This window comes from Chelativorans sp. ZYF759 (assembly GCF_012911015.1).
Lineage (GTDB): Bacteria > Pseudomonadota > Alphaproteobacteria > Rhizobiales > Rhizobiaceae > ZYF759.
Window position 1 is genome coordinate 149,792 of sequence record NZ_WVVV01000001.1, and the last position, 25,975, is coordinate 175,766.

20 protein-coding genes are annotated in these 25,975 nt (G+C 64.2%); 10 read left to right on the forward strand and 10 right to left on the reverse strand.

The annotated features are described in order from the left end of the window. Positions 1-5: 5 nt before the first annotated feature. Complete coding sequence (locus tag GRZ55_RS00660; protein WP_169284947.1) at positions 6-1,961, reverse strand: TRAP transporter fused permease subunit; 1,956 nt, start codon at positions 1,959-1,961, stop codon at positions 6-8. Between GRZ55_RS00660 and GRZ55_RS00665 the strand changes: the two genes are divergently transcribed. Then, positions 1,902-2,885, forward strand: coding sequence for a helix-turn-helix domain-containing protein (locus tag GRZ55_RS00665; RefSeq protein ID WP_169284948.1), 984 nt, complete (start codon positions 1,902-1,904; stop codon positions 2,883-2,885). The two genes, GRZ55_RS00660 and GRZ55_RS00665, sit on opposite strands and share 60 nt — an antisense overlap. 27 nt (positions 2,886-2,912) lie before the next feature. Here the strand turns inward: GRZ55_RS00665 and GRZ55_RS00670 are convergent, their stop codons facing one another. Genes GRZ55_RS00670 through GRZ55_RS00690 form a run of 5 tightly spaced genes read right to left on the reverse strand, consistent with a single transcriptional unit; the run spans position 2,913 to position 8,052 of the window. Beyond that, a complete protein-coding gene (locus GRZ55_RS00670) occupies positions 2,913-4,253 on the reverse strand; it encodes a TRAP transporter large permease (RefSeq protein ID WP_169284949.1) in 1,341 nt (446 codons plus the stop codon). Positions 4,254-4,290: 37 nt separating this feature from the next. Beyond that, positions 4,291-4,860 (reverse strand): TRAP transporter small permease, encoded by a 570-nt coding sequence (locus GRZ55_RS00675; protein WP_210257167.1) that lies wholly within the window; start codon positions 4,858-4,860, stop codon positions 4,291-4,293. 24 nt (positions 4,861-4,884) lie between these two features. Then, on the reverse strand, positions 4,885-5,946 hold the full coding sequence (locus GRZ55_RS00680; protein WP_169284951.1) for a C4-dicarboxylate TRAP transporter substrate-binding protein: 1,062 nt from the start codon (positions 5,944-5,946) through the stop codon (positions 4,885-4,887). A gap of 40 nt (positions 5,947-5,986) precedes the next feature. Then, positions 5,987-7,264 carry a phenylacetate--CoA ligase family protein gene (locus GRZ55_RS00685; RefSeq protein ID WP_169284952.1) on the reverse strand — a complete coding sequence of 426 codons (1,278 nt, stop codon included), beginning with the start codon at positions 7,262-7,264 and terminating at the stop codon, positions 5,987-5,989. Beyond that, the gene (locus tag GRZ55_RS00690) at positions 7,261-8,052 is read right to left on the reverse strand and encodes a citryl-CoA lyase (RefSeq protein WP_169284953.1); all 792 of its coding nucleotides are present in this window, start codon (positions 8,050-8,052) and stop codon (positions 7,261-7,263) included. The genes GRZ55_RS00685 and GRZ55_RS00690 overlap by 4 nt, the downstream gene beginning before the upstream one ends. A gap of 94 nt (positions 8,053-8,146) precedes the next feature. On the opposite strand from GRZ55_RS00690, the gene GRZ55_RS00695 reads away from it, so the two are divergent. After that, a complete protein-coding gene (locus GRZ55_RS00695; protein WP_169284954.1) occupies positions 8,147-8,839 on the forward strand; it encodes a GntR family transcriptional regulator in 693 nt (230 codons plus the stop codon). Between the two features lie 156 nt (positions 8,840-8,995). On the opposite strand, the gene GRZ55_RS00700 is transcribed toward GRZ55_RS00695, so the two are convergent. Further along, entirely contained in the window at positions 8,996-9,976 is a 981-nt protein-coding gene (locus GRZ55_RS00700) for a LysR family transcriptional regulator (RefSeq protein ID WP_169284955.1), read from the reverse strand. Positions 9,977-10,076: 100 nt separating this feature from the next. Between GRZ55_RS00700 and GRZ55_RS00705 the strand changes: the two genes are divergently transcribed. The 7 genes from GRZ55_RS00705 (at position 10,077) to GRZ55_RS00735 (ending at position 17,458) form a co-directional block, all read left to right on the forward strand. Next, positions 10,077-10,943, forward strand: a complete 867-nt coding sequence (locus tag GRZ55_RS00705) for an ABC transporter permease (RefSeq protein ID WP_169284956.1) — start codon at positions 10,077-10,079, stop codon at positions 10,941-10,943. Next, positions 10,943-11,728 carry an ABC transporter permease gene (locus GRZ55_RS00710; protein ID WP_169284957.1) on the forward strand — a complete coding sequence of 262 codons (786 nt, stop codon included), beginning with the start codon at positions 10,943-10,945 and terminating at the stop codon, positions 11,726-11,728. Before GRZ55_RS00705 ends, GRZ55_RS00710 begins: the two co-directional genes overlap by 1 nt. A gap of 37 nt (positions 11,729-11,765) precedes the next feature. Beyond that, a complete protein-coding gene (locus GRZ55_RS00715; protein WP_169284958.1) occupies positions 11,766-12,908 on the forward strand; it encodes an extracellular solute-binding protein in 1,143 nt (380 codons plus the stop codon). Between the two features lie 73 nt (positions 12,909-12,981). Beyond that, positions 12,982-14,070 (forward strand): ABC transporter ATP-binding protein, encoded by a 1,089-nt coding sequence (locus tag GRZ55_RS00720; protein WP_169284959.1) that lies wholly within the window; start codon positions 12,982-12,984, stop codon positions 14,068-14,070. After that, positions 14,067-15,419 (forward strand): aspartate aminotransferase family protein, encoded by a 1,353-nt coding sequence (locus GRZ55_RS00725; protein ID WP_169284960.1) that lies wholly within the window; start codon positions 14,067-14,069, stop codon positions 15,417-15,419. Before GRZ55_RS00720 ends, GRZ55_RS00725 begins: the two co-directional genes overlap by 4 nt. Further along, on the forward strand, positions 15,420-16,352 hold the full coding sequence (locus GRZ55_RS00730; protein WP_169284961.1) for a 3-keto-5-aminohexanoate cleavage protein: 933 nt from the start codon (positions 15,420-15,422) through the stop codon (positions 16,350-16,352). A gap of 71 nt (positions 16,353-16,423) precedes the next feature. Further along, on the forward strand, positions 16,424-17,458 hold the full coding sequence (locus GRZ55_RS00735) for a histone deacetylase family protein (protein WP_169284962.1): 1,035 nt from the start codon (positions 16,424-16,426) through the stop codon (positions 17,456-17,458). Positions 17,459-17,665: 207 nt separating this feature from the next. On the opposite strand, the gene GRZ55_RS00740 is transcribed toward GRZ55_RS00735, so the two are convergent. From GRZ55_RS00740 to GRZ55_RS00750, 3 genes are read right to left on the reverse strand one after another with little or no spacing between them, the layout of a single operon-like run. After that, complete coding sequence (locus GRZ55_RS00740; protein ID WP_169284963.1) at positions 17,666-20,332, reverse strand: hypothetical protein; 2,667 nt, start codon at positions 20,330-20,332, stop codon at positions 17,666-17,668. Continuing rightward, on the reverse strand, positions 20,290-24,240 hold the full coding sequence (locus tag GRZ55_RS00745; RefSeq protein WP_169284964.1) for a VWA domain-containing protein: 3,951 nt from the start codon (positions 24,238-24,240) through the stop codon (positions 20,290-20,292). The genes GRZ55_RS00740 and GRZ55_RS00745 overlap by 43 nt, the downstream gene beginning before the upstream one ends. A 31-nt stretch (positions 24,241-24,271) precedes the next feature. Further along, entirely contained in the window at positions 24,272-24,955 is a 684-nt protein-coding gene (locus GRZ55_RS00750; RefSeq protein ID WP_169284965.1) for a hypothetical protein, read from the reverse strand. A gap of 167 nt (positions 24,956-25,122) precedes the next feature. On the opposite strand from GRZ55_RS00750, the gene GRZ55_RS00755 reads away from it, so the two are divergent. Next, a complete protein-coding gene (locus GRZ55_RS00755) occupies positions 25,123-25,962 on the forward strand; it encodes a LuxR family transcriptional regulator (RefSeq protein WP_169284966.1) in 840 nt (279 codons plus the stop codon). Positions 25,963-25,975: the final 13 nt, after the last annotated feature.

Sequence of the window (25,975 nt, forward strand, 5' to 3'; positions counted from 1 at the left end):
CTCCTTTATCCTTGTTCCGCCTTGTTCAGTTTGCGATCCTGCGCGGTGGCGGATTGCGCCAGGATTAGGGGGGCGGCATCGCGTGAAACGATCAGCGCGATCAGCGCCAGACTAGCGATCTCGACCCACAGCCAAGGCACGAGCACCGCCAGGCCCAGCACGAGCCGAGCGCCACGGCTCGGCAGCCCGATCCGGCCGGCCGCATAGCCGGTGAAAGCAGTCGAGAACATCCAGATCGCGAGCATCAGCCGCAGGGCGATCCAGACGAAGCCGAGCCAGGAAAACTCCGGCGTGACGAGCACGAGAGAGGGGTTGTAGACCATCACGAAGGGGATCACGAAGCCGATCAACGCCACCTTGGAGGCGTCGAGACTGATCATGATCGGATTGGCCTTTGCGATGGGCGCGGCCACGAAAGCCGCGATTGCCACCGGCGGTGTGATTGCCGACAGGACGCCGAAATAGACAACGAACAGATGGGCAATCACGGTCGGGACACCCATCTGCTCAATCGCCGGCCCCATCACCAGCACGATGATCAGATATGCCGGAACTGTCGGCATCCCCATGCCGAGAACAAGCGAACCGAGCATCATCATGATCAGCGCCAAAAACAGCGAGTCCCCCGCCACGGACAGGATGACGCCAGCGAAGCGCAGGCCAAGCCCGGTCATGTTCATGACGCCGATCAGAATTCCGATGGCGCCGACCGCGATGATGATCTGCGCGGCGGCGGCGCCGGCATTTGCAAGAGCAGTAACGATGCGCATCGGGTGGCGACGCAAGTCGGGGTTGAACAGGAGACCCAGCGCCAGCGCGGTCAAGACTGCGTAGAAGCCGGCCAGCGCGGGTGAGCGGCCCATAACCATCAGGGCGACCACGACCCCGAGCGGAACGACGAAGCAAAGCGACATGAGATAGTCGTGCGCCGTCAGGATGGGCCGTTCGGATTTGGGGATCGGCTTGATGTCGCGCCGGACGGCTTCAAGGTGAACCGAAACGAACAGGGAGAGATAGTAGAACAGCGCCGGAACCAGCGCGGCCAGACAGATCGTGAGATAGGGAATGCCCGTTACGTCGGCCATGATGAAGGCGACCGCTCCCATGACGGGCGGCATGAACTGCCCGCCGGAAGAGGCTGCCGCCTCAATGCCACCGGCATAGCGGCCCGAGAAGCCACGATCGCGGATCATGGGAATGGTGATGACGCCGGTTCCCACGACATTGCCTGCGACCGAGCCCGACATGGTGCCGAAGGCACCGCTCGCGGCGATCGCGGCATGGGCGGGGCCACCGCGGGTATGGCCGGTCAGCGCGAAGGCGAATTTGAGCAGCACCGCGCCGGCGCCAATGCCCTCCAGCAGCACGCCGAAGACGATGAAGACGAGGATAAGGCTTACGACGACCGACAGCGGGCCGCCAAACACGCCGTCAAAAGAATACCACGTGACCTGCAGCACCTGCTGAAATGAGAACCCGCTATGCCGCAAAATGCCGGGCAGCACGTCGCCGAATACCGCATAGGCAAGCCCGAGCAGGCAGATGATGAGAAGCGGCAGCCCCATGGCGCGGCGCGTGAGCTCCAGGAGAACGACGAGGCCCAGCGTTCCCAGCAGGATGTCGGTCTGCTGAAACATATAAAGACCGATCTGGAGCGCCCGGCCGATCTCCATGTAGCGCCAGATGGCAGCGAGGAAGGCCGCAAGCAGCACAACGTCGACGAGCAGGCCGAGGTGGCGAAGCGAGCCGCCGCTGGGACGCAGCGCCATCGAGGTCAGGAGAAGAAGAACGCCCGCGATACCGAATGTGCCAACGCGCATCAGCGTTTCATCGAGAATGCCGAGCCCTGCTACATACAGGCCGACGATCGCGACCGTGATGCCGAGCACTCGGGCCGCGAAATGAACGACGCGGAAGATGCCACCGACCGGAGCGGCGTCGCCATCAGTAGCGTTCGACATGAGCTCCTCCCCGAGCACTGTCCTGTTGGACTTCGAGAGCATGTCTCAGGGGAGGTCGACATAGAACCACGAACGCACATGCTTTCCGCCAGGCGGAATCCACGCTACGCTTATTCCATGACACAAAACGAGACAATCCGCGCACTGTCACGCGGTCTTTGCGTCCTGCAGGCGGTTCAGGACGGCAACGGCATGTCTCTGCACGAGATCAGCGGTGCGACCGGCCTGGCCAAGCCGACGCTGCTTAGGATCCTGCGTACCCTGGAGGCGGAAGGCTATGTGCGGCGCGGCCTGACCGACCAGCACTATCATGCAAATGTCCGCTCGGTGCCGACCGAGGAAGAAGTTCAGCGCAGCGTACTCGCCGAAGTGGCGGCTCCGGTTCTCGACCAGCTCTGTCAGGAGGTGTTGTGGCCCTCCGACCTCGCCGTCTACGATGACGGCCATATGTGGGTGCAGGAGACGTCTCGCCGGCGCTCGCCTTTCATGATGAACCGCGCGGTCACCAGGTTTGGGATCCACATGCTGCAGTCGGGGATGGGGCGCGCGTTCCTGGCATACTGCCACCCAGACAGGCGGGACGAAATCCTTCGCCGGCTGGCGAAATCGAACGAGCCACACGACGTATTGGCGCGCAAAACGGGCACGGTTGAGAAGATGCTCAGGGACGTCCGCAGCAAGGGATATGCGACACGTGTCACAGGCTACTTTGTGACCCAGCCGAACGAGGCGCGGGTTGCAGCCATAGCGGTGCCCGTGATGGCCGACGAAGAGGTGCTCGGCTCGGTCAATCTGGTCTGGATAGCCCACGCGGCGAACGAAGAACAGTTCGTGCGGCGGTATCTCGGAAGATTGACGGAGGCCTCGGCAGAGATCGCGAAGCGATTCATCGAAGGTCGTGAAAGTCGCCCTGGGCGGGCTTGAGCTGTCGATCCCGACCGAGACAACCCCTCACATCGACGCTGGCAGGAAAAGCGCGATGGCCGGGAACACGAACAGCAAAGCCAGTATCACCAGGTCGGCGCAGATGAAGGGCACTACGCCCTTGAATATCTGCTCCAGCGGCACCGCCTTGCCCACCACGCTCTTGATGACAAAGGTGTTCAAGCCGACCGGTGGCGTCACCAGACCCACCTCGAGAAGCTTGATGACCACGATCGCGAACCATATCAGGCTCAGCCCCTGTGCCTCGATCAGCGGCACGGTGAGGGGAATGGTCAGCAGGATGATGCCGATCGGGTCGAGGAAGGTGCCAAGCACGATGTAGAGCACGACGATCGCCGCCATGATGGCGAAGAACGAAAGTTCCGAGGCGTCGATCCATGCCAGGAGCGAGCCCGTGACGCCGGTCAGCGCGACGAAGGACAGGAGCATCTTGGCCGAGACAGCTATCGCGAAGACAGCGGCTGTCTGATAGGCGGCATCACGCACGGCCAACCCGAGCGCGCGCCAGGTGAGCGTGCGTGTCGCGAAGCCGAGAACCGTCGCAACCACGACGGAGACGGCGGCTGCCTCCGTCGGCGTGAAGATGCCGAGATAGATGCCGCCGATGATCAGGAAGAACAGGATGAAGAACGGCCACGTTGCCCTGAGTGCCGCGCGGCGCTGTTCGCGCGTGGCGCGGAAAGGATCCTCAGGCGCCGAACTCGGGCTGATTTTCACCCATGCCCACACGATGCCCAGGTAGAAGATGATGGTGAGCATCCCCGGAATAAAGGCGGCGAGGAACAGCTGGCTGACCGATTGCTCTGTGAAGATGCCGTAGATGACGAGCAGCAGCGAGGGCGGGATAAGCGATCCCAGCGTGCCGCCCGCGGCCACCACGGACGTTGCCAGAGCCGGCGAGTAGCCGAATTTCAGCATCTCGGGCACGGCGATGCGCCCCATCGCGGCTGCACAGGCGACGCTCGTGCCAGTGATCGCCGAGAACCCTCCGCAGCCCATCACGGATGCCATTGCGAGGTTGCCTGGTACCGCCGGCAAGCAGATGCGGATGGCGTAGAACAGGCTGGTGGTGAAGCCGGCGCGATGCGCGATGTGGCCCATGGCGATGAACAGAGGCGCCATGAGCAGCGGATAGGAATGGAGAAAGGAATAGGGGTCCGACGCCAGGAAGGATTGCAGCGGCCGCAGCGCGCGCTCCGGATGGAAGCCGCCGCTGGCGGGAAAGGCGAAGTAGGCGAACATGCCGCCCACAGCCGCCGCACCGAGCGCAAAGGCGACGGGTACGCGGATAATGAGCAGCAAAAGCGCAAGGCCCATGCCGAGCGAACCGAGAAGCACCGGATCCATTGGTCAATCCCTCGCCTGCGTGCGGCGGTCTGGCGTTTCAGCGTTCCGCATCGGTCCGGCCATACTGCTGAGGGTGCTTGAAGAGACTGATCAAATCCTCGACGAAGTTGAGGATCAGCCGCGCGCTGAACAGGGCGAGCCCGGCCACGAAGAAGGCTTTGGCCGGCCATGCGGGAATACGCAACAATCCCTCGAAAAAGCGCCCTCGGCTCCAATCGCTGCCGAGCACGTTCCATGCGCCCCACGCGATCAGCCCGAAGATGACGAGGCCGATGGCGTTCGCAATCATGTTGAGGACGAGAATGCCGCGTCGGGGCAGGAAGTTCGTGAAGACCTCGACCTCGATATGGCCTCGTCGCGCCGCCACATAGGCGAGCGGCAGCGCGACGATCAGCGGCATCATGTTTTCGGCCAGAACGATGTTGTCGGGGATCGAGCGACCGAAGAGGCTGCGGCCGGCGACCGACAGGAAGATGACGATGGTGGCGAAGGCGATGGCCGCCATGGCCACGCCCAGCGCTGCCGTCTCGAACAGATGCAGTGTCCGATCCAGAACACCGGCGCCTGCCGGCCGCTGGTGCGGAACCTCGCCTTCGTCTTCCATCATCCCCTCCCGGCGGTCATGCGGCCGCTAGTCGGCCCACGGATAGCCGTTGGCCTCCAGCTCCTGCTGGTAGCTGGCCTGGGCTTCGTTGAAGTGACGCAGAACGCCCTCGCCATCCAGACCTTTGGCGGTCACGGCCTCCATCCAGTTCTGGGCAAGCGTATCGCCCTGCGCCCGCACCACCGACATCACCTCTTCAGGCGGGGTGGAAATCTCGACGGTGTGTCCGTCGATGCCCGCCTCGAGGTCACCCTTCACTTCGTCGCCGAGCGACATCAGCGCCCTGGCCAGGTAATCGGTCGTGTCGCGCCCCACTTCGCGCATCAGGGCTTGCTGATCCTCCGAGAGATCATCCCAGATGCCCTTGTTGACCACACCGACGAGGCCGAGCATCTGTCCGTAATTCAGTTCGACCAGATGGCCTGCGACCTCGTGGAGGCGGTAGGCGGTCACGTTGCTCCAGTAAACCTGGTTGCAGTCTACCAGGCCACTGTCGAGCGCCTGGTAGACTTCGATCTGCGGGAAGGAGACGATCTCGGCGCCGAGCGAGCGGAAGGCTTCGATATAGGGACCCACGGCGCGGATGCGCAGGCCCGAGAAGTCGTCGATGCTGTCGATGGGATTCTTGCAGATGAGCTGCACGGGGCCGGTGTTGAACTGCATGAGATAGACCGCGTCGTGATCGGCGAACTCTTCGATCAGCGCAGGGTTTTCCGATGCCAGGTCGAACATGGCGTGCATTGCGACCCAGTCATCGGAGGTGCCGATCGGCACGTCGCCGACCTCGTAGAGATGGAGCATCTCCGGTTCCCAGGACGGCACGAAAGTTCCGGCATCGACGAAGCCGGACTGAACGGCGCGCATCACGTCACGGCCGGCCACCAGCGCGCCGCCCCACGACAGATCCAACGTAATCTCGCCGCCGGAGCGCTCCTCGATCTGTTCGGCGAAGTATTTGATCGCATCGGCACGGACGCCGCGGTCGGGTCCGTATTCGGCGTATCGGATCACGGTCTGCGCGTTGGCGGCCGCCGTCATCATGGCCGTGGCGACCACCGCGGTCACTATTCCTGTCCTGGCTGCAGTCATGTCATTTCCTCCCTTTGTTAATTTCCTGTTTGCCGGCCGCTCACTCCACCGGCCTGATCAGCTTCGACTTGTACTCGCTGCGCGGCAGCGTGCCGTGTGGCACGAGCGTCACCTTCAGCCGCGCCACGAGCCGCTCGCGCAGGCGGGCCTCGATTCGTTCGGCAAGACCCGACGGCGCCTCGCCCTCCGGGCCGAGTTCCACGTCCACCGGCAGGGGCGGTTCCTGTTTGACGCCCGCGGCGGTCGGGCGGATCAGGATCACCCCGCTGATGGCAGGCGCAAACTCGTTGACCACTTCGCGCACGGCGGTCGGAAAGACGTTGACGCCGCGCACGATCAGCATGTCGTCGGTGCGGCCGATGCAGCGCATGCGCAGGCTCGTGCGGCCGCAGGAGCACGGCGAGGACCACACCTCGACATGGTCGCGGCTGCGGAAGCGCAGGAGGGGCGCGGCCTCCTGGCGAAGATGGGTGTAGACGAGCTCGCCGCGAGCACCGTCCTCCATGGGGATAAGCTGACCGGTATCGGGATCGATCAGCTCGGGATGCACGAGACCCGCGCCGCCGAAATGCATGCCCGTCTGGTGCTCGCACTCGCCCCACAATGAGACCGCGATGTCGCCGATCCCCAGCGCCTCGGTCACCCGCGCGCCCCATGCCTCTTCGAGGCGCTTGCGCATTTTGGGTTCGCCGCCCCCCGGCTCGCCAGCCACGAGCACACGGCTGACACTGGACCGAGCGAGATCGAAGCCGCGTTGAAGGGCGGCCTCCGCCAGGTGAAGCGCGTAAGACGGGGTGACGACGACGGCATCGGGCCGCAAGGTCTGGATGGCGAAAAGCAGCCGGTCGGTGTTACCCGTACCCATCGGAATGTGACACAGGCCCAGACGATCGAAGGCACCCAGCGCCGCGCCAGCTGCGAAAGGTCCGGCATTGTAGCTGGTGATGATCTTCTCGCCTTTGGCAATGCCGGACGTGCCATAGCTGCGCGCTGAAATCGTAACCCAGTTGACGACGTCATTGGCGGTCAGGGGAATGAAGCTCGGGGTACCTGTCGTGCCACTGGTGGAATAGATGCGCGCGATTTCAGCAGGATCGCAGGCGAGATGCGCACCGATCGGGTTCTCTTGCGTCCGCGAGGCGCGCAATTCATCTTTTTCGGTGAGCGGCAGCTGGCCGATCTGCTCGAGGCCGCCCACGTCGTCCACCGTGGCAAAGCCTGCTTGGTTCAGCTTGTCGCGGTAGAAGGCGGAGTGCGCCAACAGCCTCGTGACCTGGGCGCGAAAGAGCGCATCATCGGGGATCGTGGCATCAGTCATGCCCGCTGCTCCTGCGGTGTATAGGTGATCGCATCTTCCGCGCTCGCGGCCATGAGAAAGCCGATGGGCGTCTCCTGCTCTTCGGCGAGATGCCCAAGCAGCCCGGCAGTGCGAGCCAGCAGGGGGATGGCCTTGATCATCCGCACGGGAAAGCCGAGATCGAGCAGAACGGCCGCGATTGCGAGCGAGACGTTGAGCGTGAGCGGCTTGCCCCAAGCTTCCGTCACAGCTTCGCGAAGCGCTTCGGCGATGGCGCAATGCGCCCCGGCGGCGCCCTTTTCGCGCGCCAGCGCCAGGATGCGTTCCGCGCGCGGGTCGAGCGGCCGGTGCAGGGGATGGCCGAAGCCGGCAAGCTTGCCGCGATTGGCGCGGATTTCGTTCGCGACCCGACGCGAAGCTGCCTCCAGGTCGTTGCTGTCGGCCATGTTTTCCCTGACCTTGACCAGCAGGTAGCCGGCATCCTCGGCGGCACCGAGGATCACGCTGCCACAGCCCAGAATGCCTGCGGCAAGAGCCGCCTGCAGCGCGTCGGGCCCGGACGCCAGCGTCATGCGGGCGGCCTGGGCATTCGGCGTCAGCCCGTGCTCTGCGATCGAAATCAGCAGAAGGTCGATGAAATAGCGCTGCTGGTCGCTCGGCAGGACGCCGGTGACCGATAGGTAGAAGAAGTCGGTGAAGGTCTTCTGGCCCATGAGCTCCGTGCAAAGATCGTATCCCCGCACGGTGATCGTCTCGGCGTCCGCCGTGCACAAGCTCGTGGTGGCTGTCCCAGCCTTTCCGATCAGCACTCCGGCTCCTCCCGTCGATTTGAACAATTTTGTCGAACAATATTGCGCACGATTTTGTTGTCAATCCCGGATGCGCCGGTGTAGCTCTTTCTTCATGGACGAAGGACGCGAAACTGACGGACCGGCAAAGGCGACCACTGCCGTCGAGCGCGTGGTGAAGGCGCTGCGCTCGGGCATGACGAACCGCCGCTTTGCCCCTGCCCAGCGCCTGGTGGAGGCGGACCTGACCGCCGAGCTTGGCGTCAGCCGCGGCACGCTGAGAGAAGCGTTCCGCCGGCTTGCGGCCGACGGTCTCATCGAGATCGTCCCCAATCGCGGCGCAATTGTCCGGCGTCTGTCGGCGAGCGATGTGCTGGAACTTTTCGAGGTGCGGCGGCAGTTGGAGGGCTTGTCGGCCCGGCTTGCGGCCAGACGCGTCGCGACGCCGGCCGTGCGCGACCTGTTTGCGCGGGCAACCATGCCCATCTGGTCGGACGCGCCGCGCCGTTTGATTCAAGACTATATGGACGAGAATTCCGCCTTCCACGAAGCGGTGTACGACGCATCTGGCAACCGCCAGCTCGCTCAGGTGAGCCGCCAGCTGCAATTGCCCGCCATCATGAACCAGCTAGACAACCTCCTCACGCCGGCGGCGCTGGAAGCATCTGTCGCCGAACACCGGGCCATCGCGCGTGCCATTCTGGACGGAGAAGAAGACCTGGCCGAAACGAATATGCACAAGCACCTTGAGCGTGCGGCACAGCTGACCAGTGAAGCATGCGGCAAGAATGGGCAACGGAGAATATAGTTCGCCCGCCGCCCCGATCCTGACCACTTATATGCCTCTTCAGGGGCTCGCCGGACCTCTTGCTGTTCGATCGGCGCGGAATGGAAAACGGGCGCCTCTTGGCCGTCGGCCCGACAGCTCCATCCGGTCTCGGATAAGCTGGAGATCGGCCTCGGTTCAGTTGCTGTCTCTTGCCGGGTAAGTGCGCGCTTCGATCGGCGTTGCCTGGATCTTCTCGAGTAGTCCCTTGAGCAGATAGCCCTCGGCGCGGTTGTGTCTGGATTTTGGATTCCAGACCACATGCACATCGATGGCCGGAGGATTGTCGATGGGTGGAAGCCGCCACAGCCGCCCCATCTCGACATCCTCCTGAACCACATGGATCGGCAAAGGGCCGATCCCCAACCCGGCGACGATCATGCGCCGGACTTCCTCGAGGTTGGGCGAGGTGCCTACCACCCTCTCGTCCAGCTGCGCCTGTGCGCGCATCAGGGTCACCGGCCGCAGCGCGTCTGTCAGCTGATCGGTGATGAAGCTGACCGAGGTTTGCCCGGCCAGGTCGGAAAGGCGCAGATCCCCACGTCCGAAAAAGGGATGGCTCGGGCCGCAGAAGAGACCGAAGAACTCGCGAAACAGGCGGCGGTACTGAAGTTTGGGACTGTGTTCCTTGACCAGGCAGATGGCGAAGGAGACGCGCCCGGCCAGGACATCCTCGACCGCCAGGCGGCTAGCGCTGACCTCGAGCGACAATGTTGCCGCAGGGTGCCGAGCGTGAAACTCGCCCAACGTTGCGTCGAGAAGCGGGCACACAACATGACTGGCAATCGCGATGCGGACGTGCCCGCTGACCTCTTCCCGGACGTCGCGGATAAGGGTGCCGAGCCGCAATATCGCGCCATTAATCTCGCGCGCCTCATTGTAGAGCAGGCGGCCGGCCTCGGTCAGTTCGAAACGGCCGGGTTTGCGGTCGATCAGTCGCTTGCCCAGCCGCTGCTCCAGCCGCTTGAGCGCGCTGGAGATGGTGGGCTGCTGCAGTCCCAGTTTCTGCGCCCCACGCGTTACCGAACCGGCTTCCACCACCACGGCGAAGGTACGCAGAAGATTCCAGTCGAGATCGCGGGCGAGCCGCTCGGCGGGAGGGAGTGGAGAGAGGTCCATAGCTCTCATCTATAACGACTATGAGCAGTATCTATTGGCTCAATACCTGACCGTCTGTCAACGTAACGTCACCTGTGGAACGGCACGGGCGGGAAGGCGCATGAGCATCGAAGCCCGCGAGGCACGACAACCCTGGATCCTCTTGTCGCCGGCACTGACGGCGGTCACGCTGCTGCTCTTCGTGCCGCTGATGTTCATCGTCGTCTACTCCTTCTGGCTGCGCAGCGCGGTCGGGGCCGACACGATGGGCTTCCATATCGACAACTGGCAGCGCGCGCTGACCGACCCCTTCTACCGCTACATCCTCTGGAACACGCTGAAGATCGCCGCCATCACCACGGTGCTGTGCGCCTTGCTCGGCTATCCGGCCGCCTATTTCATCGCCCGCTCGCGCGGCAACAAGCTGGTGCTGCTGGTGCTTCTGATGCTGCCCTTCTGGATCAGCTACATCATCCGAACGATGAGCTGGATCAATATCCTCGGCACGTCCGGCGCCCTCAACTCGGCGCTCATGTCGCTGGGGATCACCTCCGAACCCATCCGCATGCTCTACAACGAATACACCGTCATCCTCGGACTGGTGCATTTCCTTCTGCCCTTCATGGTGCTGAACGTGTTCGTTAGCCTGGACGGCATCGACACCAATCTGGAAGACGCGGCGAACTCGTTGGGCGCCACCAAATGGCAGGCCTTCACGGAGGTGACGCTGCCGCTGTCGCTGCCAGGGCTGGCGGCGGGGGCACTCCTGTGCTTCGTCCTGGCGGCCGGCACCTACATCACGCCGCTGATCCTTGGCGGCCCGCGCGACGCCATGTTCGCCAATCTGGTCTATGAGGCGATCATCACGCAGCTGAACTGGCCGATGGGCTCTGCACTGTCGCTGCTGCTGCTGTTCGTGCTCGGGCTCCTGGTGCTCGTCTACAACCGCTATCTGGGCATGTCGCAACTCACCAAGGGGCTGGGCTGATGGGCTGGCAGCTGATCCGCCTCTACGCGATCCTCGTCTACGGCTTCATGTTCCTGCCGGTGGCGGTGGTGGTGCTTCTTTCCTTCAACGATAGCCAGTTCGGCGCTTTTCCGATGACCGGTTTTTCGCTGCGCTGGTTCGAGGCGCTGTGGAACAACGACGCCATCATGAGAGCCTTCCGAACGTCGATCATGCTGGGGCTGCTGACGGCAGTCATCTCGACGACGCTCGGGGTGCTGGCGAGCCTGGCGTTGGTGCGTTATTCGATCCCGGGGCGAAACCTCATCACGACCATGCTGATCGCACCGATCCTGGTGCCGGAAGTGGTGCTGGCGGTCGCGCTGCTCTTGTTCCTGAACTTTCTCGGCATCGGCAAGAGCTTCACCCTGCTGCTCTTTGGCCATGTGATCTTCACCCTCCCCTTCGTGATCCTCGTCGTGCAGGCGCGGCTCGTGGGCATCAGGCGCGATGTGGAGGAGGCGGCACTCTCGCTGGGCGCCTCGCCGCGGCAGACCTTTTTCTCGATCACGCTGCCGCTGCTGATGCCGGCGGTGGCGGCCGGTGCGCTGTTCGCTTTCACCATCTCGTTTGACGACATCACCGGCACACTCTTCTGGAAGCCGGGCGGCGTCGAGACCGTACCCACTCAGATTTTCGCAATGCTCCGGCATTCCATCAGCCCGGAGATCAACGCGCTCGGCACGGTGATGATCGTGCTGACGGTCGGACTGCCGCTTCTCGGGGCGGCGCTGGCCCGGCGCATGGCCATGAAGCGCGGCGGCTGAGAACCGCGCCAAGACACCTTCAGAAGGAGACGGAGAAATGGACAATACGAAACGCTACGAAAGACTGCGGGAACGCTATCGCAACGGCGATCTCGACCGACGTACATTCCTCGGGCTGATCGGCGCGGCCGGTGCCGCCTTTGGCCTGCACACACCCTTTGCCGGCATGGCCCGTGCGCAGGGCGTGAGCCAGGTACGCTTCGACGGCTGGGGTGGCGTCGTTTCGGAAGCCTTCCGCCAGCATGCATTCGATCCCTATACCGAAGCCACCGGCATCACCGTGGTCGATGGTACCTTTGCCGGTGCCGACGAATATCTCGCCCAGGTGCGCGCCAGCCAGGAGGGCGAATACAATATCGCGCATCTGTCGGGCGTCTTCGACTATGCGCGCTATGTCGGCTTCGATCTAGACGTACCGCTCAACATCGACAACATCCCCAACATGCAATACGTCATGCCGAGGCTGATCGAGCCCTACAGGCTGGTCACCCCGGATCATCTGAGCGCGGTGCCCTATAATTACGGCACCACCGGCATTGCCTATAACCGCGCCCACATCTCCGACGAGGAAGCCCGCGAAAAGGGCGCCAGCCTGCTCATCGACGATGCCTATCAGGGAAAAATCGGCGGCTGGAGCGACTGGCGTACGCGTGTCTGGTACGGCGCGCTCCAGACAGGCCAGGATCCCAACAACATCGAGGACATGGAAGCCGTCTGGGACGCCATCCGTACCCACCGTGACCTCGCGCTCAAATATTGGGCATCGGGCGCGGAACTGATGAGCCTCCTGGCCGAGGAAGAGATCGTGGTCACCGAAGCCTGGTCGGGCCGCGTCTACGCGTTGCAGGAGCAGGGTCATGACATCGGCTACATCGATCCGCCCAACGGCTTCGGCTGGCAGGAATGCCTGTTTGTCATCAAGGGAAGCCCGGTCGAGGCGTGCGAGGAACTGCTCGACTTCATGCTGGCGCCCGAAACCTCCATCGCCGTCGCCGAGGGGCAGAACTACCCGCCCGCACTCGACCCGCAAAAGGTCGATCTGGGCGACAAGATCCCCACGCTTCCCGCTTTCGATCCGTCAGGAACGCTGTCGGGACTGACCTTTGCCAATCCCGAATACTGGAACGGCAACGAGGCGGAATGGTCCGAGATGTTCGGTCGCGTGCAGCGCGGGTTCTGAATCGGCTCGGGGTCGCGCCGCCGCCTGGCGGCGCGGCTTTCTCACCAGCACTCAACCCAAGCGAGCCCCGCCGATGAGCGCCGTCACCCTGACTGATATCGTCAAACGCTTCGGTAATTTCACCGCCGTGCACCGCATGTCGCTGGACATTCCCGACGGCAGCTTTGTCACCCTGCTCGGCCCTTCTGGCTGCGGCAAGACGACGACGCTGCGCATGATCGCGGGCCTGCTCGACCCGACCGAGGGTGACATCTCGATCAAGGGACGGCGCATCAATGACGTCCCGATCTACAAGCGCAATCTCGGTCTCGTGTTTCAGAACTATGCTCTGTTCCCGCACAAGACAGTGGCGGAGAACGTGGCCTTTGGCCTCAAATACCGGAAGGTGCCGCGCGAGGAGGCCCGCCGCCGCGTGGCCGAGGCGCTTGAACTGGTGCAGCTTCCCCATCTCGGAGAACGGTATCCGAGAGAGCTTTCGGGCGGCCAGCAACAGCGCGTGGCGCTGGCGCGCGCCATCGTCATCGAGCCCGACGTGCTGCTTCTCGACGAACCCCTTTCGGCGCTCGACGCCAATCTGCGCGAAAACATGCGGGTGGAACTCAAGAACATCCAGTCGCGCATCGGCGTGACCTCCGTCTTCGTGACCCATGATCAGTCGGAAGCGCTGGCGATGTCGGACACCATCGTGGTGATGTCGGAAGGCCGCGTCGAACAGATCGGGGCTCCGGAAGAGGTCTACAACACGCCCGCCAGCGAGTTCGTGGCTCAGTTCCTCGGCGCCTCCAACATCCTGCCTGCACAGGCGCTCGGCATCGAGGGCGGCGAGCTGGGGCTCGAACTGCCCGGATTTCCTCGTCTTGCGGTTCCGGCAAGCCGGGCTCCAGACGTGCAGAAGAGCGGCCCTGCGAAGCTCGTCATCCGCGCCGAAAAACTGGTCCTGGAGAGCCCGGATAGCGAGGCAAACGGTCGCTATTCGGTTCCGGCCATTGTCGAGACCGTCGACTATCAGGGGCAGTCCGCACGCTACTTCCTGCGTGTCGGCGACCAGCAATTGCAGGCCATCAACATGATCGACCAAAGGCCATTTTCTCAAGGCGAGGCAGTCGCGCTGCGCTTTCGCGCCCGCGACTGCGCGGCGCTGCCCGTGGATCCTGCCCCATGAGCCAGAAGCGGAGCCATCTCTTCTATCAGAGCCGCACACGGCGCCCCGTGCTGGCAGAGGCGCGGGGCGTCTATCTCTGGGATGTCGAGGGCAAACGCTATCTCGACGGCTCATCGGGCGCCATGGTCTCCAATATCGGCCATTCCAACCCGCGCGTGCTGGAGGCAATGCGCCGACAGATGGAAAAATCCACCTTCGGCTATCGCCTTCATTTCGAGACAGAGGCCTCCGAGGCCCTGGCCACCCGGACGGCGGAACTCACGCCAGCCGGCCTCGACAGAGTATTCTTCGTCTCCGGTGGCTCTGAAGCGGTGGAAAGCGCCATCAAGCTGGCACGCCAATATGCGGTGGCGACAGGGCAGGCGAGCCGATGGAAAGTGATTTCGCGCACGCCCTCCTATCATGGCTCGACCCTCGGGGCCCTTGCGCTCACCGGCTACGCACCGCTGACGGAGCCCTTCGCGCCGATGATGCGGGAGATGCCCAAGGTGCCCGCACCCCGCGCCTATCTGGATGGGCTGGACGCGGACGATCCCGCGACGGGCGCGCACTATGCGGCGATGCTGGAAGAGCGCATCCTGGCCGAAGGGCCGGACACCGTGCTCGCCTTCATCGTCGAGCCGGTCGGCGGCGCATCCACGGGGGCACTGGTGCCGCCGGCCGGCTACATGCGCGCGGTGCGCGACATATGCGACCGCCACGGCGTTCTCCTGATTCATGACGAGGTGATGTCGGGCGGCGGCCGGACGGGCCGCTTCCTCGGCGCCGATCACTGGGACGTCGCACCGGACATCCTGGCCCTGTCGAAGGGTTTCGGGGCCGGCTACGCGCCGCTTGGTGCCATGGTGGCGCATGAGCGCCTCGTGGGACCGGTGCTCGATGCGGGTGGTTTCCAGCACGGCTACACCTATGCCGGGAATCCGCTCGCCTGCGCGGCCGGCCTTGCCGTGCTGGACGAGATCCAGGCCGAAGGCCTGATCGACAATGCCGCGCGCATCGGTGCGCTGCTGAAGTCGCGGCTCAAGGGCCTGATGGATCGATACCCCTTCATCGGCGACGTGCGCGGCCAGGGGCTGCTGCTCGCCTTCGAACTGGTGGCCGACCGCGAGACCATGCGACCGCTGCCGCGCGAACTCAATGCCTATCTCGAACTCGTCGAACTGGCCTATGCGGAGGGCCTGATCATCTATTCACGCCGAAGCCGGGAAGGCCGAGAGGGCGACCATTTCCTGGTCTGCCCGCCCATGATCGCGACCGAGACGCATGTCGGGGAGATCATCGACATGCTCGGCCGCGCTCTCGACCGCTTCGCCGGGCGCGTCGATCGCCGGTTGGCCAACTGCGCCTGAATGCCCATGTCCAAGATCATCATCTCCTGCGCCATCACGGGTTCGATCCACACCCCTTCCATGTCGCCCCATCTGCCGGTGACGGGCGAGCAGATCGCCGAGCAATCGATCGGGGCGGCGAAAGCCGGCGCCGCCATCCTTCACCTGCATGCCCGCGATCCGAAGACGGGCCAGCCTTCGGCCAAACCGGAGCATTTCGCGGCTTTCCTGCCGACGATCCGGCGGGGCTGTGACGCAGTCGTGAACCTGTCTACCGGCGGCAGCGCGCTGATGCCGCTGGCGGAGCGGATTGCCGGGCCGATGGCGGCGGAGCCCGAGATGTGCTCACTCAACATGGGCACGATGAACTTCGCGCTCTATCCGATGCTGGGCAAGCGAACCGAATGGCAGCACGACTGGGAGGAGCCGTTCCTGCGTGACTCCGACGACCTCGTCTTCAAGAACACGCCGCGCGACATTGTCAGTGTCCTGGACTTTCTGGGCAGGCAGCGCGGCGCGCGCTTCGAGTTCGAGTGCTACGATCTCGGACACCTTCACATGCTGGCCCATTTCGCCGACCGCGGGCTCATCAAGACACCGATCTTCATCCAGTTCGTGATGGGGGTTCTGGGTGGGATCGCGGCCGATCCGGAACATCTCGTACATCTCAAGGCAACCGCCGACCGCCTGTTTGGCGACGCCTATCGTTTTTCCGTGCTGGCGGCAGGGCGCATGCAGATGAAGATGGCGGCGATGGCGGCCAGCATGGGCGGCCATGTGCGGGTGGGATTGGAGGACAATCTCTACATCGCTCGCGGTGAACTGGCGCGCTCCAACGCGCAGCAGGTGGAGAAGGTGCGCATGATCGTCGAGGCGTTGGGACGCGAGGTCGCCACCCCGGCGCAGGCGCGAACCATGCTCGAGCTCAAGGGTGCCGACAAGGTCGCCTTCTGAGCGATGGAAACGAGCGACATGAAACACTTCTTGCAAGCAAAGGCAGCGCGCTGGCCGCGCTGAAGAGCGACATGAAAGCCATCCTCGATGACCGCCAGTACCTGCACGACCCGAAACACTTCATGGCCAATGGCCGCGTCCTGCAGAACCCCGAACAGCCCCGCCGCATCGAGGTCCTTCGAGAAGGTGCGGAAGCAGCCGGATACAGCTTTTCTCCCGCCGATGACCACGGCATGGGGCTGATCGCCGCCATCCACTCACCCGAGTACCTGGTTTTCCTGAAGACCATCCACCGGCGATGGTCACGCATCGCGGATGCCTCCGACGAGGTGATCCCCAACATCCATCCCGACCGGCGCACCGCCTCCTATCCGCGCTCGGCAGTCGGCCAGGCGGGTTTCCACCAGGCCGACACCGCCTGCCCGATCTCGTCGGGAACCTGGGAGGCTGCCTATTGGTCGGCCCAGACCGCGATCACCGCAGCCGCCGCGCTGGCCTCAGGCAAGGAGACGGCCGTCTACGCGCTGTCGAGACCGCCGGGCCACCATGCCTTCGGCGACCTGGCCGGCGGCTTCTGCTTCCTCAACAATTCGGCCATCGCGGCCGAGTGGCTCTTGCGCGCGGGCAGGCGGCCCGCGATCATCGACGTCGACGTCCACCACGGCAACGGCACGCAGGGCATCTTCTACGAACGCGGCGACGTGCTGACCGTGTCGATCCACGCCGATCCGATCCGCTTCTATCCCTTCTTCTGGGGGCATGCGCATGAACGCGGCGAGGGCGCGGGGCTCGGCTGCAACCTCAACCTGCCGCTGCCGCGCGGCACCGGCGACGACGCCTATCTGGCCGCGCTCGACACGGCGCTGGAGCGCATCGCCGCCTTTGGCGCGGACGTCGTGGTGGTGGCGCTCGGACTCGATGCCCATGAGGCCGATCCGTTGAAAGGCCTGGCTGTCACGACCGAAGGCTTTGCCCGCATCGGCGCGGCACTCGGCCAGATAGGCCTGCCGCTTCTTCTGGTGCAGGAGGGCGGCTATCTGAGCGAGGCACTCGGCCGAAACCTGACGAGCTTCTTGGGCGGTGTCGGGGGTTCTCCCGCCTCCTGATCGCACCAGGTCCGACGGGCGATCTGACGGCAGGGGCAGAAGCGCCCCCACGGACTTGACCGACAAATGGTGCAGCCGAAGAGGCGCTAGCCAACATAGGTTGCGGCGCGCTCCTGGCCGCGGATATCGCTGCAACAAAACGATCATCTTCGTTTCATCAGCCTCTTCGGCCTCGAACTGTAATGGACGGAAAAGCGCCCTGGGTTTTCACGGTGCCGTTTGTCCGTCCATGCAGCCCATCACGTCCATGCCGATGGCGAGGATGTGCGAAACGCCCTGTGGCGGTGCGTTTTCCAGTTGCTGGCGCATCATGTCGCGCAGTTCGACAGGCAAGGTCTGGAGGTAGAGTGGCGTCAGCCGTTCCACCTCGTCTGAGGAGAGGTGCGGGCATCCGAGGACGCCGGGAAAGCACTCCTGCGCGCAGGCGCTTGGGGATGCCCCGCCGGCGCCGCCCCCTGCGCCCGATACCGCCCCGCCCCCGCGCTCGGCCTCCCAGTCGCGCAGGATGTCGCGCTGTGTTGCCACAGCCTGGTTCACCAGATCGCCATAGTCCGTCAGCGCCCAGGTGATCGCCGGCAGCCCGGCCCAGACCTGATAGGCCGCCAGTTCGGGATCGACGGGCGGCTGCGTCACGTCGTGATAGGGCGCGGTGAAGCTGCCGGAGACCTGCCCGGTCGAGGGCCGGACGGCACAGGGGTCCTGTCCGGACTGCTGCACGTAGTTTTCGAACAGCTCGGTTGAGAACGTGCCCTTGATCCAGCCTTCGCCGACATCGGTGATCTGCACCTTGCCGGAGGGCGGCGGGTCCGAGAGGCAGGAGCCCGGCACCGGGTGCGGCCCGCGGCTGTGCATGTAGGTGTTGTCGGCCGCGGCCATGATGCCGACGCCGGCGTCGATCAGCGCGTTGTCCCATTTCATCCCGGGCGTGATGCGCCCTTCCGGCGCGCGCAACCGCAACGAGACTTCGGCAAACTCGCTTCCCGCCAGTTCCATGGCCATGGCTGCCATCGCCTGCGGGTTTCCGTAGGTGCCGGCCAGGTCCACCTGCCGCGGCCCGCCGTCCAGAACCAGCAGCGCGCCGGCGCCGAGGCTTGTTCCCATCGCGGTGATCGTGTCGAAGCGCTCGTCATACTGGCTGATGGCGATGTCGATCACCGGGCATGCCGGCTCCCAGATCTCGCAATCCTTGAGCTTCCTGGGTGGCGCGTGGCGCGCCTGCGCGCCAGCCGCTCCCGCCTGGATCGAATTGATGGAGATGTTCTTGCCTGTAGACGCTCCCGAGGACGCGGCCGGAGCACCGGGAGCCGGAGGCGCTGCCTGCGCGGAAGAAGATTGCGGCGAGGGGCTCATGTAGCCGGAGGCCGTAGCCGCGCCGAGCACGAAATCGACCCGGACCTGAACCGGCCTGGTTCCCGCCAGGCTGCCGGAACCGCCCGCCGCGTGCACGTTGGTCAGGATGACGTTCTGATGCGTCATGGTGGTTCGTGGTGCGTAGAGCACGTTCGAATGAAGCTTGCAGGCGCCTGGGCCGCTGACGAGCCCGCTTACCTTCCCGGCCCGCTGCGTGACGCCGTTGGAGCCAAGCGCGACGGCCTGGCAGACATAATTCTCTTCGCCCGGTGTTGCGGCGGCCACATTGATCTCGAACGCAGGTGGAGGCGACGCCGGCGACTTGCCCGAAAGGGAGACGCGAAAGCAGGTCGAAGCAAAGCGATCGATCCAGACGGATGTCGACACCTGTGTCATGGCGGGAGAGAGATCAATGTCCTCGCATTCGTCGCGCCCACGTCGCCCGAACACCACGGCCTGCCACGTTCCATCGTCGAAAATGTTTCCCGCCGCCGAGAAGACGCCGTGCTTGGTCATGAACGGAAGATCGGCGAATTCGGCAATGAACTCGGCATAGGCTTGCGGAAGCCCGCCCGGGAAGCGCCGGCCACTGCCACCCTTTGCCGGCAGTCGCTTGAGACTGTCGTGCACCCATTCCAGCACGCCCACGGGTGTAACTGGATCCGCGAGGGTCGGAGAAAAGATAAGATCAAAAGTCCGAAGCCCGATCGATTCGGTGGCGATGAAACGCCAAAAGCTCGATGTCCGGTAATTCTGAAATGTGTAGCTCGCGTACTCGTCCTTTTTCGGGTCGGGGAACCGTGGAAAGCCGGTGATCGGGTCCATATGCAACGGCCCGCCATAGCTGCGCGCTCCCGCTATCCGGTCTCCGACCGCGTAGTGCCGCGGATCATTCCTGAACCCGCCGATTCCGTGGGCTGCCAGGAATGCGGCCGCGTCTGTAGCGCCTTCCATGATCCAGTCGTAGCGGTGCTGCGATAGAGTTCCTTCGTATTTTCCACCCTCCTTGAACACCTTTACAGCAGAGGGATAGGAATACTGGATGGTATGAAACATTTCATGGGCGACCGCGTGCACAAATTCGACCTCGTTTCGTCGATATTCGGCGATGTTGAGAATCAGATAGGCGAAATTCGTGTAACTCGGGAATCCTGTGCTTCCTCGTACAAACGCGCCTCCATATTTTGCAGACGGCGCATATCTCAACTGTATCTTGCGTCTGCCGGTTTCATCCACATCCGAGGTCGATGGCGGGAAACCTGCTGCGCGGTATTTTTCGTAGAGCCGGTCCATGACCGAGCCGATCGCAAATGCCTCCTCCCTTGTCGCGGCGTGGATCATGCTTGTTGGGCTTGTAAGGCTGGTATCGCGATCAAAAACGAAATATTTCGACTGGACAGGCCAGTCTGCCAGCGCCTGCGTGGACGGGCTGACCAGCGCCGCCACGGTACAGATAAGTCTTATGACCCACCGCATCCCCGTCACCCGTGCCAGGTCCATGTCGCATTCGTGCGCGACGTGCATTTGCCGTCGCCGCCGCCCATGACCGCCATCAGTTCGGCGGGAAGCTGGAGCGAGAAATGGCTGACCTCGCGCAGTTCGGTCTCGGACACCACGGTCAGTTCGTAGCGCGCTTCGACGCTGCCCATCTGCCCCATGGATTGCTGCACAAGCTTCGCCTGCCAGCCGCCGGGTCCGGTCTTCTCCCATTCGACCCGCATAGCGGCATCCTCCATCAGCGGCGCAGGATGGAACGGATCGGCGAAGGTGATGTCGCGCGAGTTGGAACGGCCCTGCATGCCGGCATTTCGGATCTGGTCGGCGATCATCGCCGGGCATCCCTGCAGTGCCGTATTGCCGATCGCGACCGTCCAGGTCCCGTCGCGCGGCTTGATGTCCCGGCCGGAAGCGGCTTCCGGTTCGGCCTCCTCCAGATAGTCCACCACCTCGACCGGCACCTCGGCGAAGCGCCAGAGGTTCTGGTCGGCAAGCCGCATCATCCACTGGCCGGCCTGGCGCGGCGCGTTGACGGTGGTCGACGGCATGTGCGGGAGGAAACGCTGCCCGGTTTCCAGAATTTGGTTCTCGCCGGCGTTCGGCCGGATGAAGCCGAGAATCGGCTTTTCGGGGATCGCGCCGCGCACCGAGACCTCGACGCGCGAGCCGGCGAGCACCCTTGGCGCGACGGAGATCACGGGCGCGCCACTGGCGCCGCCCGCGTCCACGGTGTTGCCGCGCGCGCCAATGTCGAGATCGACGCTGGCCATCTGCCGTTCGCGGCCTGCTCCGCGCGCGATATGCACCAGCCGGTGCGGGCCGGACAGACCTTCGGGTGTGCGCAGGTAACCCGTCATCGCCTCAAAGACCGAGGCGCGCGCAAGTTCGCGCCCATCCGGCGCCAGGATGGCGATCGCGTCGTCATAGGCCATGCGGCCGTGCAGATTGACCGAGAGCGGCCGACCCGGAAAGGGTTGCCCGTTCCAGTCGGTGAAGCGCATGTCGGGGTCGGGTTCGACGCGGATTTCCGATATGCCCTGCACGACCCGGTCACCCTCTCGCAACAGGGCGATGCGATAGGCGCCCGGCTCGGAAGGCATCGTCACCGAGCCGTAATAGCCGCGCCCAAGGTCGCGATTGCGCGAAAGGATGGTCGTTTCCGACAGCGGGCCATTGGCCGGGAAGATCGCGAGCTCGTCGCTTTCAAGCGATTCGTCGCGCCGCACGATGAACACCGTCTTCTGGCCGGCGGCGTAGGGCCCGCGCGGGTCGATCGTCGCACCCGCCTTGTGCTCGAAGACGTTGCCGCCGGTCGCGGCCGCGTCCTTGTCGATGCGCGCATGGAGACCGGCCGTCATCATCGCGAGCCGCGTCGAATCCGGCGCGTCGGCAAAATGGCAGACTCCCCCGATGAGGGTGGATTCGCACGGGCCGTTGGAAGCCAGCCATTGATGCGGGTTGAACTCAAAACGCTCCTCGTCGTCGCCGCCGATACGGAAGAATGAGATGCGCGGGTTCTCCTGCGGGATCTCGCCGGCCGTCGCCGACACGAAGGACGCCTCTCCCATCGCCCAGCCGGCCGGCACCACCATGCGCAGCCCGGTGTCGGGATCGAAATAGTTGCAGTTGGTCGTGCCGTCACAAAGCACGGCGACGTCGATGCCGGCTTCGAGCACCGTGTCTTGTTGCGGCGCGCTGGCGGTCTCCAGCTTCAATGACGAGCGGATTACCTCGAATGCGCCGAGATAGGCCACGTCGGCGCTTTCGGCACGGCAGAGCTCGCCGGCCGGCGTCTCCACGCAAGGTCCGCTGGAGGCCATCCATTGGCGCGGGTTGAGCTGGATATAGTCGAATGAGGCGCCGTTCGGCTTCTCGAAGGTCGCCGAGGGAAGGCTTGCGCGGGCTCCCGCGGCCGTCTCGTAGAAAAAGGGAGGCTGGATCTTCCAGCCACTGGGCAGCGTCAGCGCCAACCCGGTGACGGTGTCGTGATAGGTGCAACCTGCGGGATGTTCGCAGCTCTTACCCTCGAATTCGTCGTGCGCGGTCTCGATGACGAGAGGGATGACGAAGTTTGTCTGACCGCCTACTGCAACCTCGATCTCGCCCTTGAGGACGAAGTCCTCACCGTCCCCCTGGACGTCGTATCGGCCGGGTGCGAACGCCGTCGTGTAGCTGCCCATGTAGTCGTTCATGGCGAACTCGACGTCCTGCATGAGCCGGTCGAGCCGGATCGCCGACCATTGTACCTGCCTCCCCTCGGCTTCGCGCGGCAGCATCAGGGTCACCCTCACGGGCAGTTCGGCGCTGGCCGGGTCTGCATCGCCACGCTGCTCCGCCGGGTTCTGCTCCTCCTCGCCCCCGCCGACCAGCGGAATGACGAAATCGTTGGGCTGACCCGGCACGATCTCGACCACACCGCGAAACTCGACCTCGCCCGGCCCCATGGTCGAGACCTCGTAGCGACCCGGCTCGAATTCGCCCTCGGCAATCCACATTTCCGTCTGCGGCGCCCAGGCCTCGGGGCTCATGTCGGAATCGAGTGGCACGGCCGACCACCACAATGGCGTTTCCGGGAAGCCGCCCCGAACACGGAACGTCGCGCGTACCATCGGCAGCGCATCCTGACCGGGTGCGGCCTGTGTCGCCGCTGTGGCCCGCGCGGCCAGATCGGCGCTGGTTGTCTGATCGGCATCCTCGAAGGGAATGCCGACACCGAAGCGACGCGAGAACATGATCTCGTTGGCTGCACTGTTGAGATAGCGCACTTCGTATTCACCCGGCTCGGCCGGCGCCCGAAGCCTGAAGATGCCGTTCTTGGCCAGAGCAAAGTCCCAGCCATAGCTACGGAAATCGCTGACCGGCTGGTCCGGTCGGGCAAGCACGAGGCGCTCACCCCCCTGTTCTGGCCCACGGAACGCCACGTCCACGCGGCTACCCGGTTCGACCGAACCTATCGGGTCGAACCCGTTCGATGCCGCAACCACCTCGATCGGCTGGCGCGCGACGATGCCCTCGCCGTTGTTCTTGAAGAGGATGAGATCGTATTCGCCGGGCTCCAACGGCGCGCGCTTCGAGAACGGGTTGTGAGCATCGCTCCCGCCTCCGATCGGTCCGAATGACGCGCTGGAGGGCGGCCTTCCCTCGCCGCGTGGCGTGAAGCCCGCAAAGTCGGAGTTGCGCGCGGTGCCCTGGTATCCAATCCGGTAGGTGTGCCCGGCCTCTGCCTTGGGGCCGATGTCGAAGAACGCCTCCTGGACCGGCTCGGGTTCCGGTTCCGGCAATGGCTCCGCGGCCGCGATCTGGTTCAGCGCATCGGTAAGCTCCGCGCCCGATTGCGGGCGCAGAAGCTGCCCGCCGGTCTGGTCCGGCACGCAGGCGAGCGCTTCCGCCTCCTGCTCGGTCAGGCCGAAGCCCACGACATGGGCGCGGATCTTGATGCCTTCATTCGCGAGTTCCGCCGCCACCGCGCACGGATCGGCATCGCAGGTTTCCAGCCCGTCGGTGACGAGGATGATGTCGGCTTCCTCTGCTGTCGGCGGAATCTGCCTGGCAGCTAGCCTCAGGCTTTGCGAGATCGGCGTCATGCCCCGCGGGTTGAGACGGTTGAGCCGCTGCGACAGCGCGGCCGGGTCCTGCATGCCGGTCTGTGCGATCACCTCGATGTCCGCACAGTCGCCGCGCCGGTTGTGCCCGTAGGCGATGACGCCGAGCGGGATCGTCGCATCGCGCGTGGAAAAGAACTGCCCCATCACGTCGCGCGCCACCTCGATCTTGGTGATGCCGCCCTCGAGCTGTCCCCACATCGAGCCCGAGGCGTCGAAAATGAGGATGGCGGCCTTGTCGGGCGAGCCGCTGGACTGGGTAAGGCCGGGGGACGCCATCGGCAGGAACGCCATGGCCGCGGCGCCCAGCAAGGCACAGATTCTGGATTTCATTATTTCGTGTCCTCGGTGATGGGAAACGCCCTCAGTTGCGGGTTAGCCGCAGTGCGGGGCGGATGACGTTTTCCGCCCGGGGAATCTGGATGTTGGCAGATAGAGGCTGAGCGATGTCGCCGCCCGTCAGCGTGTAGCTTCCCTCGATGGTGATCGAACCCTCGACGAGAACGCCGTCGAACATGCCGAAGCTCGCCGTGCCCGATTCCACCGCGCCCGTGGCGAACGTCTCGGGGGCCCCGTCCGCGTTTCGGCGCACGAGCTTGTAGACGCCGAAGAACGAACCGTCCGGCGCCGCATCCAGCCCCTCCTCGCCGACAACCGAACCGGCCGTGTCGTCAGACTGTCCAAGCCGGACGAGAACCATGCACAGCATGGTCAGGTCCGGGCCGTCGTCGAACAGCATGCCTTGCACGCCGACAACGAATCCGCCTTCGCCGTCGGCGCCATACAGCCCGCCGCCTGCGAAGCTCGTGTTGATGCCACCCTGGAGTTCGCCTCTGGCAATGGGCGCGTCGGGCTCGTTTTCCGCAAACGTCCTGAACTGCGACACATCGAAGCCTGGGGGTGGCATTTCACATGCAACCGGGCCCAGCGCATCGAACACGAAGTCCGCCTGGGCCTCGACCGCGAGCGCCGGTGCCGCGGCGCCTGCCAGCGAGCCGAGAAGCGCAGCGACCGCAAGGCTGCGTGTGAAGCTCAGGGCAGAAAACATGCGTGGTCCTTTTCTTGTCGTGCCCGATGGCGATCTCCGCGCCATGAGAACGATCGACCGGGCGATACTGAAATCCATTACGCTGCTGCTCCGTAGACCTTTGAATTGCTTGCTCGATATGCCAGCCCCCGGGCCTCGGAAGATCACCACCGATCAACAGGGGATGCGTGCCTGCACGGCCGGGCGAGCCACCAGCTGGAGCGCGGCTCGCGACTTTTCTGAAGAAAGCAATAGACGGGGCTTACGCGACGTCACAATATATCGAAAATCATAGGTTGCAGGTTCTGCTCGTGGATCAAAACGCCTTGACCGATTATCTCGACGCCGTTGCCGGTCTGCGCGGCCGTGAGGAAATCTGGTCCGCCACAGCGCGTTTTTTTGCCGAGAGCGGTTTCGACAGGCTGATCTATCTTCACGTCACGCCGTCATCGGCCATGATGAACACCAATCTGCCGGAGGCCTGGACACAGCATTATTGCGACAGTGAGTACCAGGACATCGATCCCTTCCTTACTCACTGCTGCGCCAGCCTCGGGCCGATCGGCACGGGATCGGATTATTGTTCCGACTATGACTACCTCTCCGACGCGCAGCGCCGTCTGATCCACGAGGCCGCGGAATTTGGCATGAGGGCCGGCTTTTCCGCCACCGTACGTCCGCGCGGCTCGGGCGGGGTCGGCGGCTGGAATCTGGGATCGACTCTCGACCGCGGGCAGATCGAAGCGATCCGCGTCGAGAAGGAACCGCTCCTGCGGATGGTTGCAATGTATGCTCACGAGCGGCTGCGGGATGCGCCTGCGCCGGATGTGCCCTCGCTGTCGCGCCGAGAACTCGAATGCCTGTACTGGCTGATGCAGGGCGACCGGACAAAGGACCTTGCCCAGAGGCTCAATCTCAGCCCTGCGGCGATCGAACTCTATGTGAAGAACGCGCGCACCAAGCTAGGGGCCAGCACCCGCGAACATGCGATCGCCAGGGCGATTGCGGTCGGACTGCTGCACCCTTAGCAAAGGCCTCATC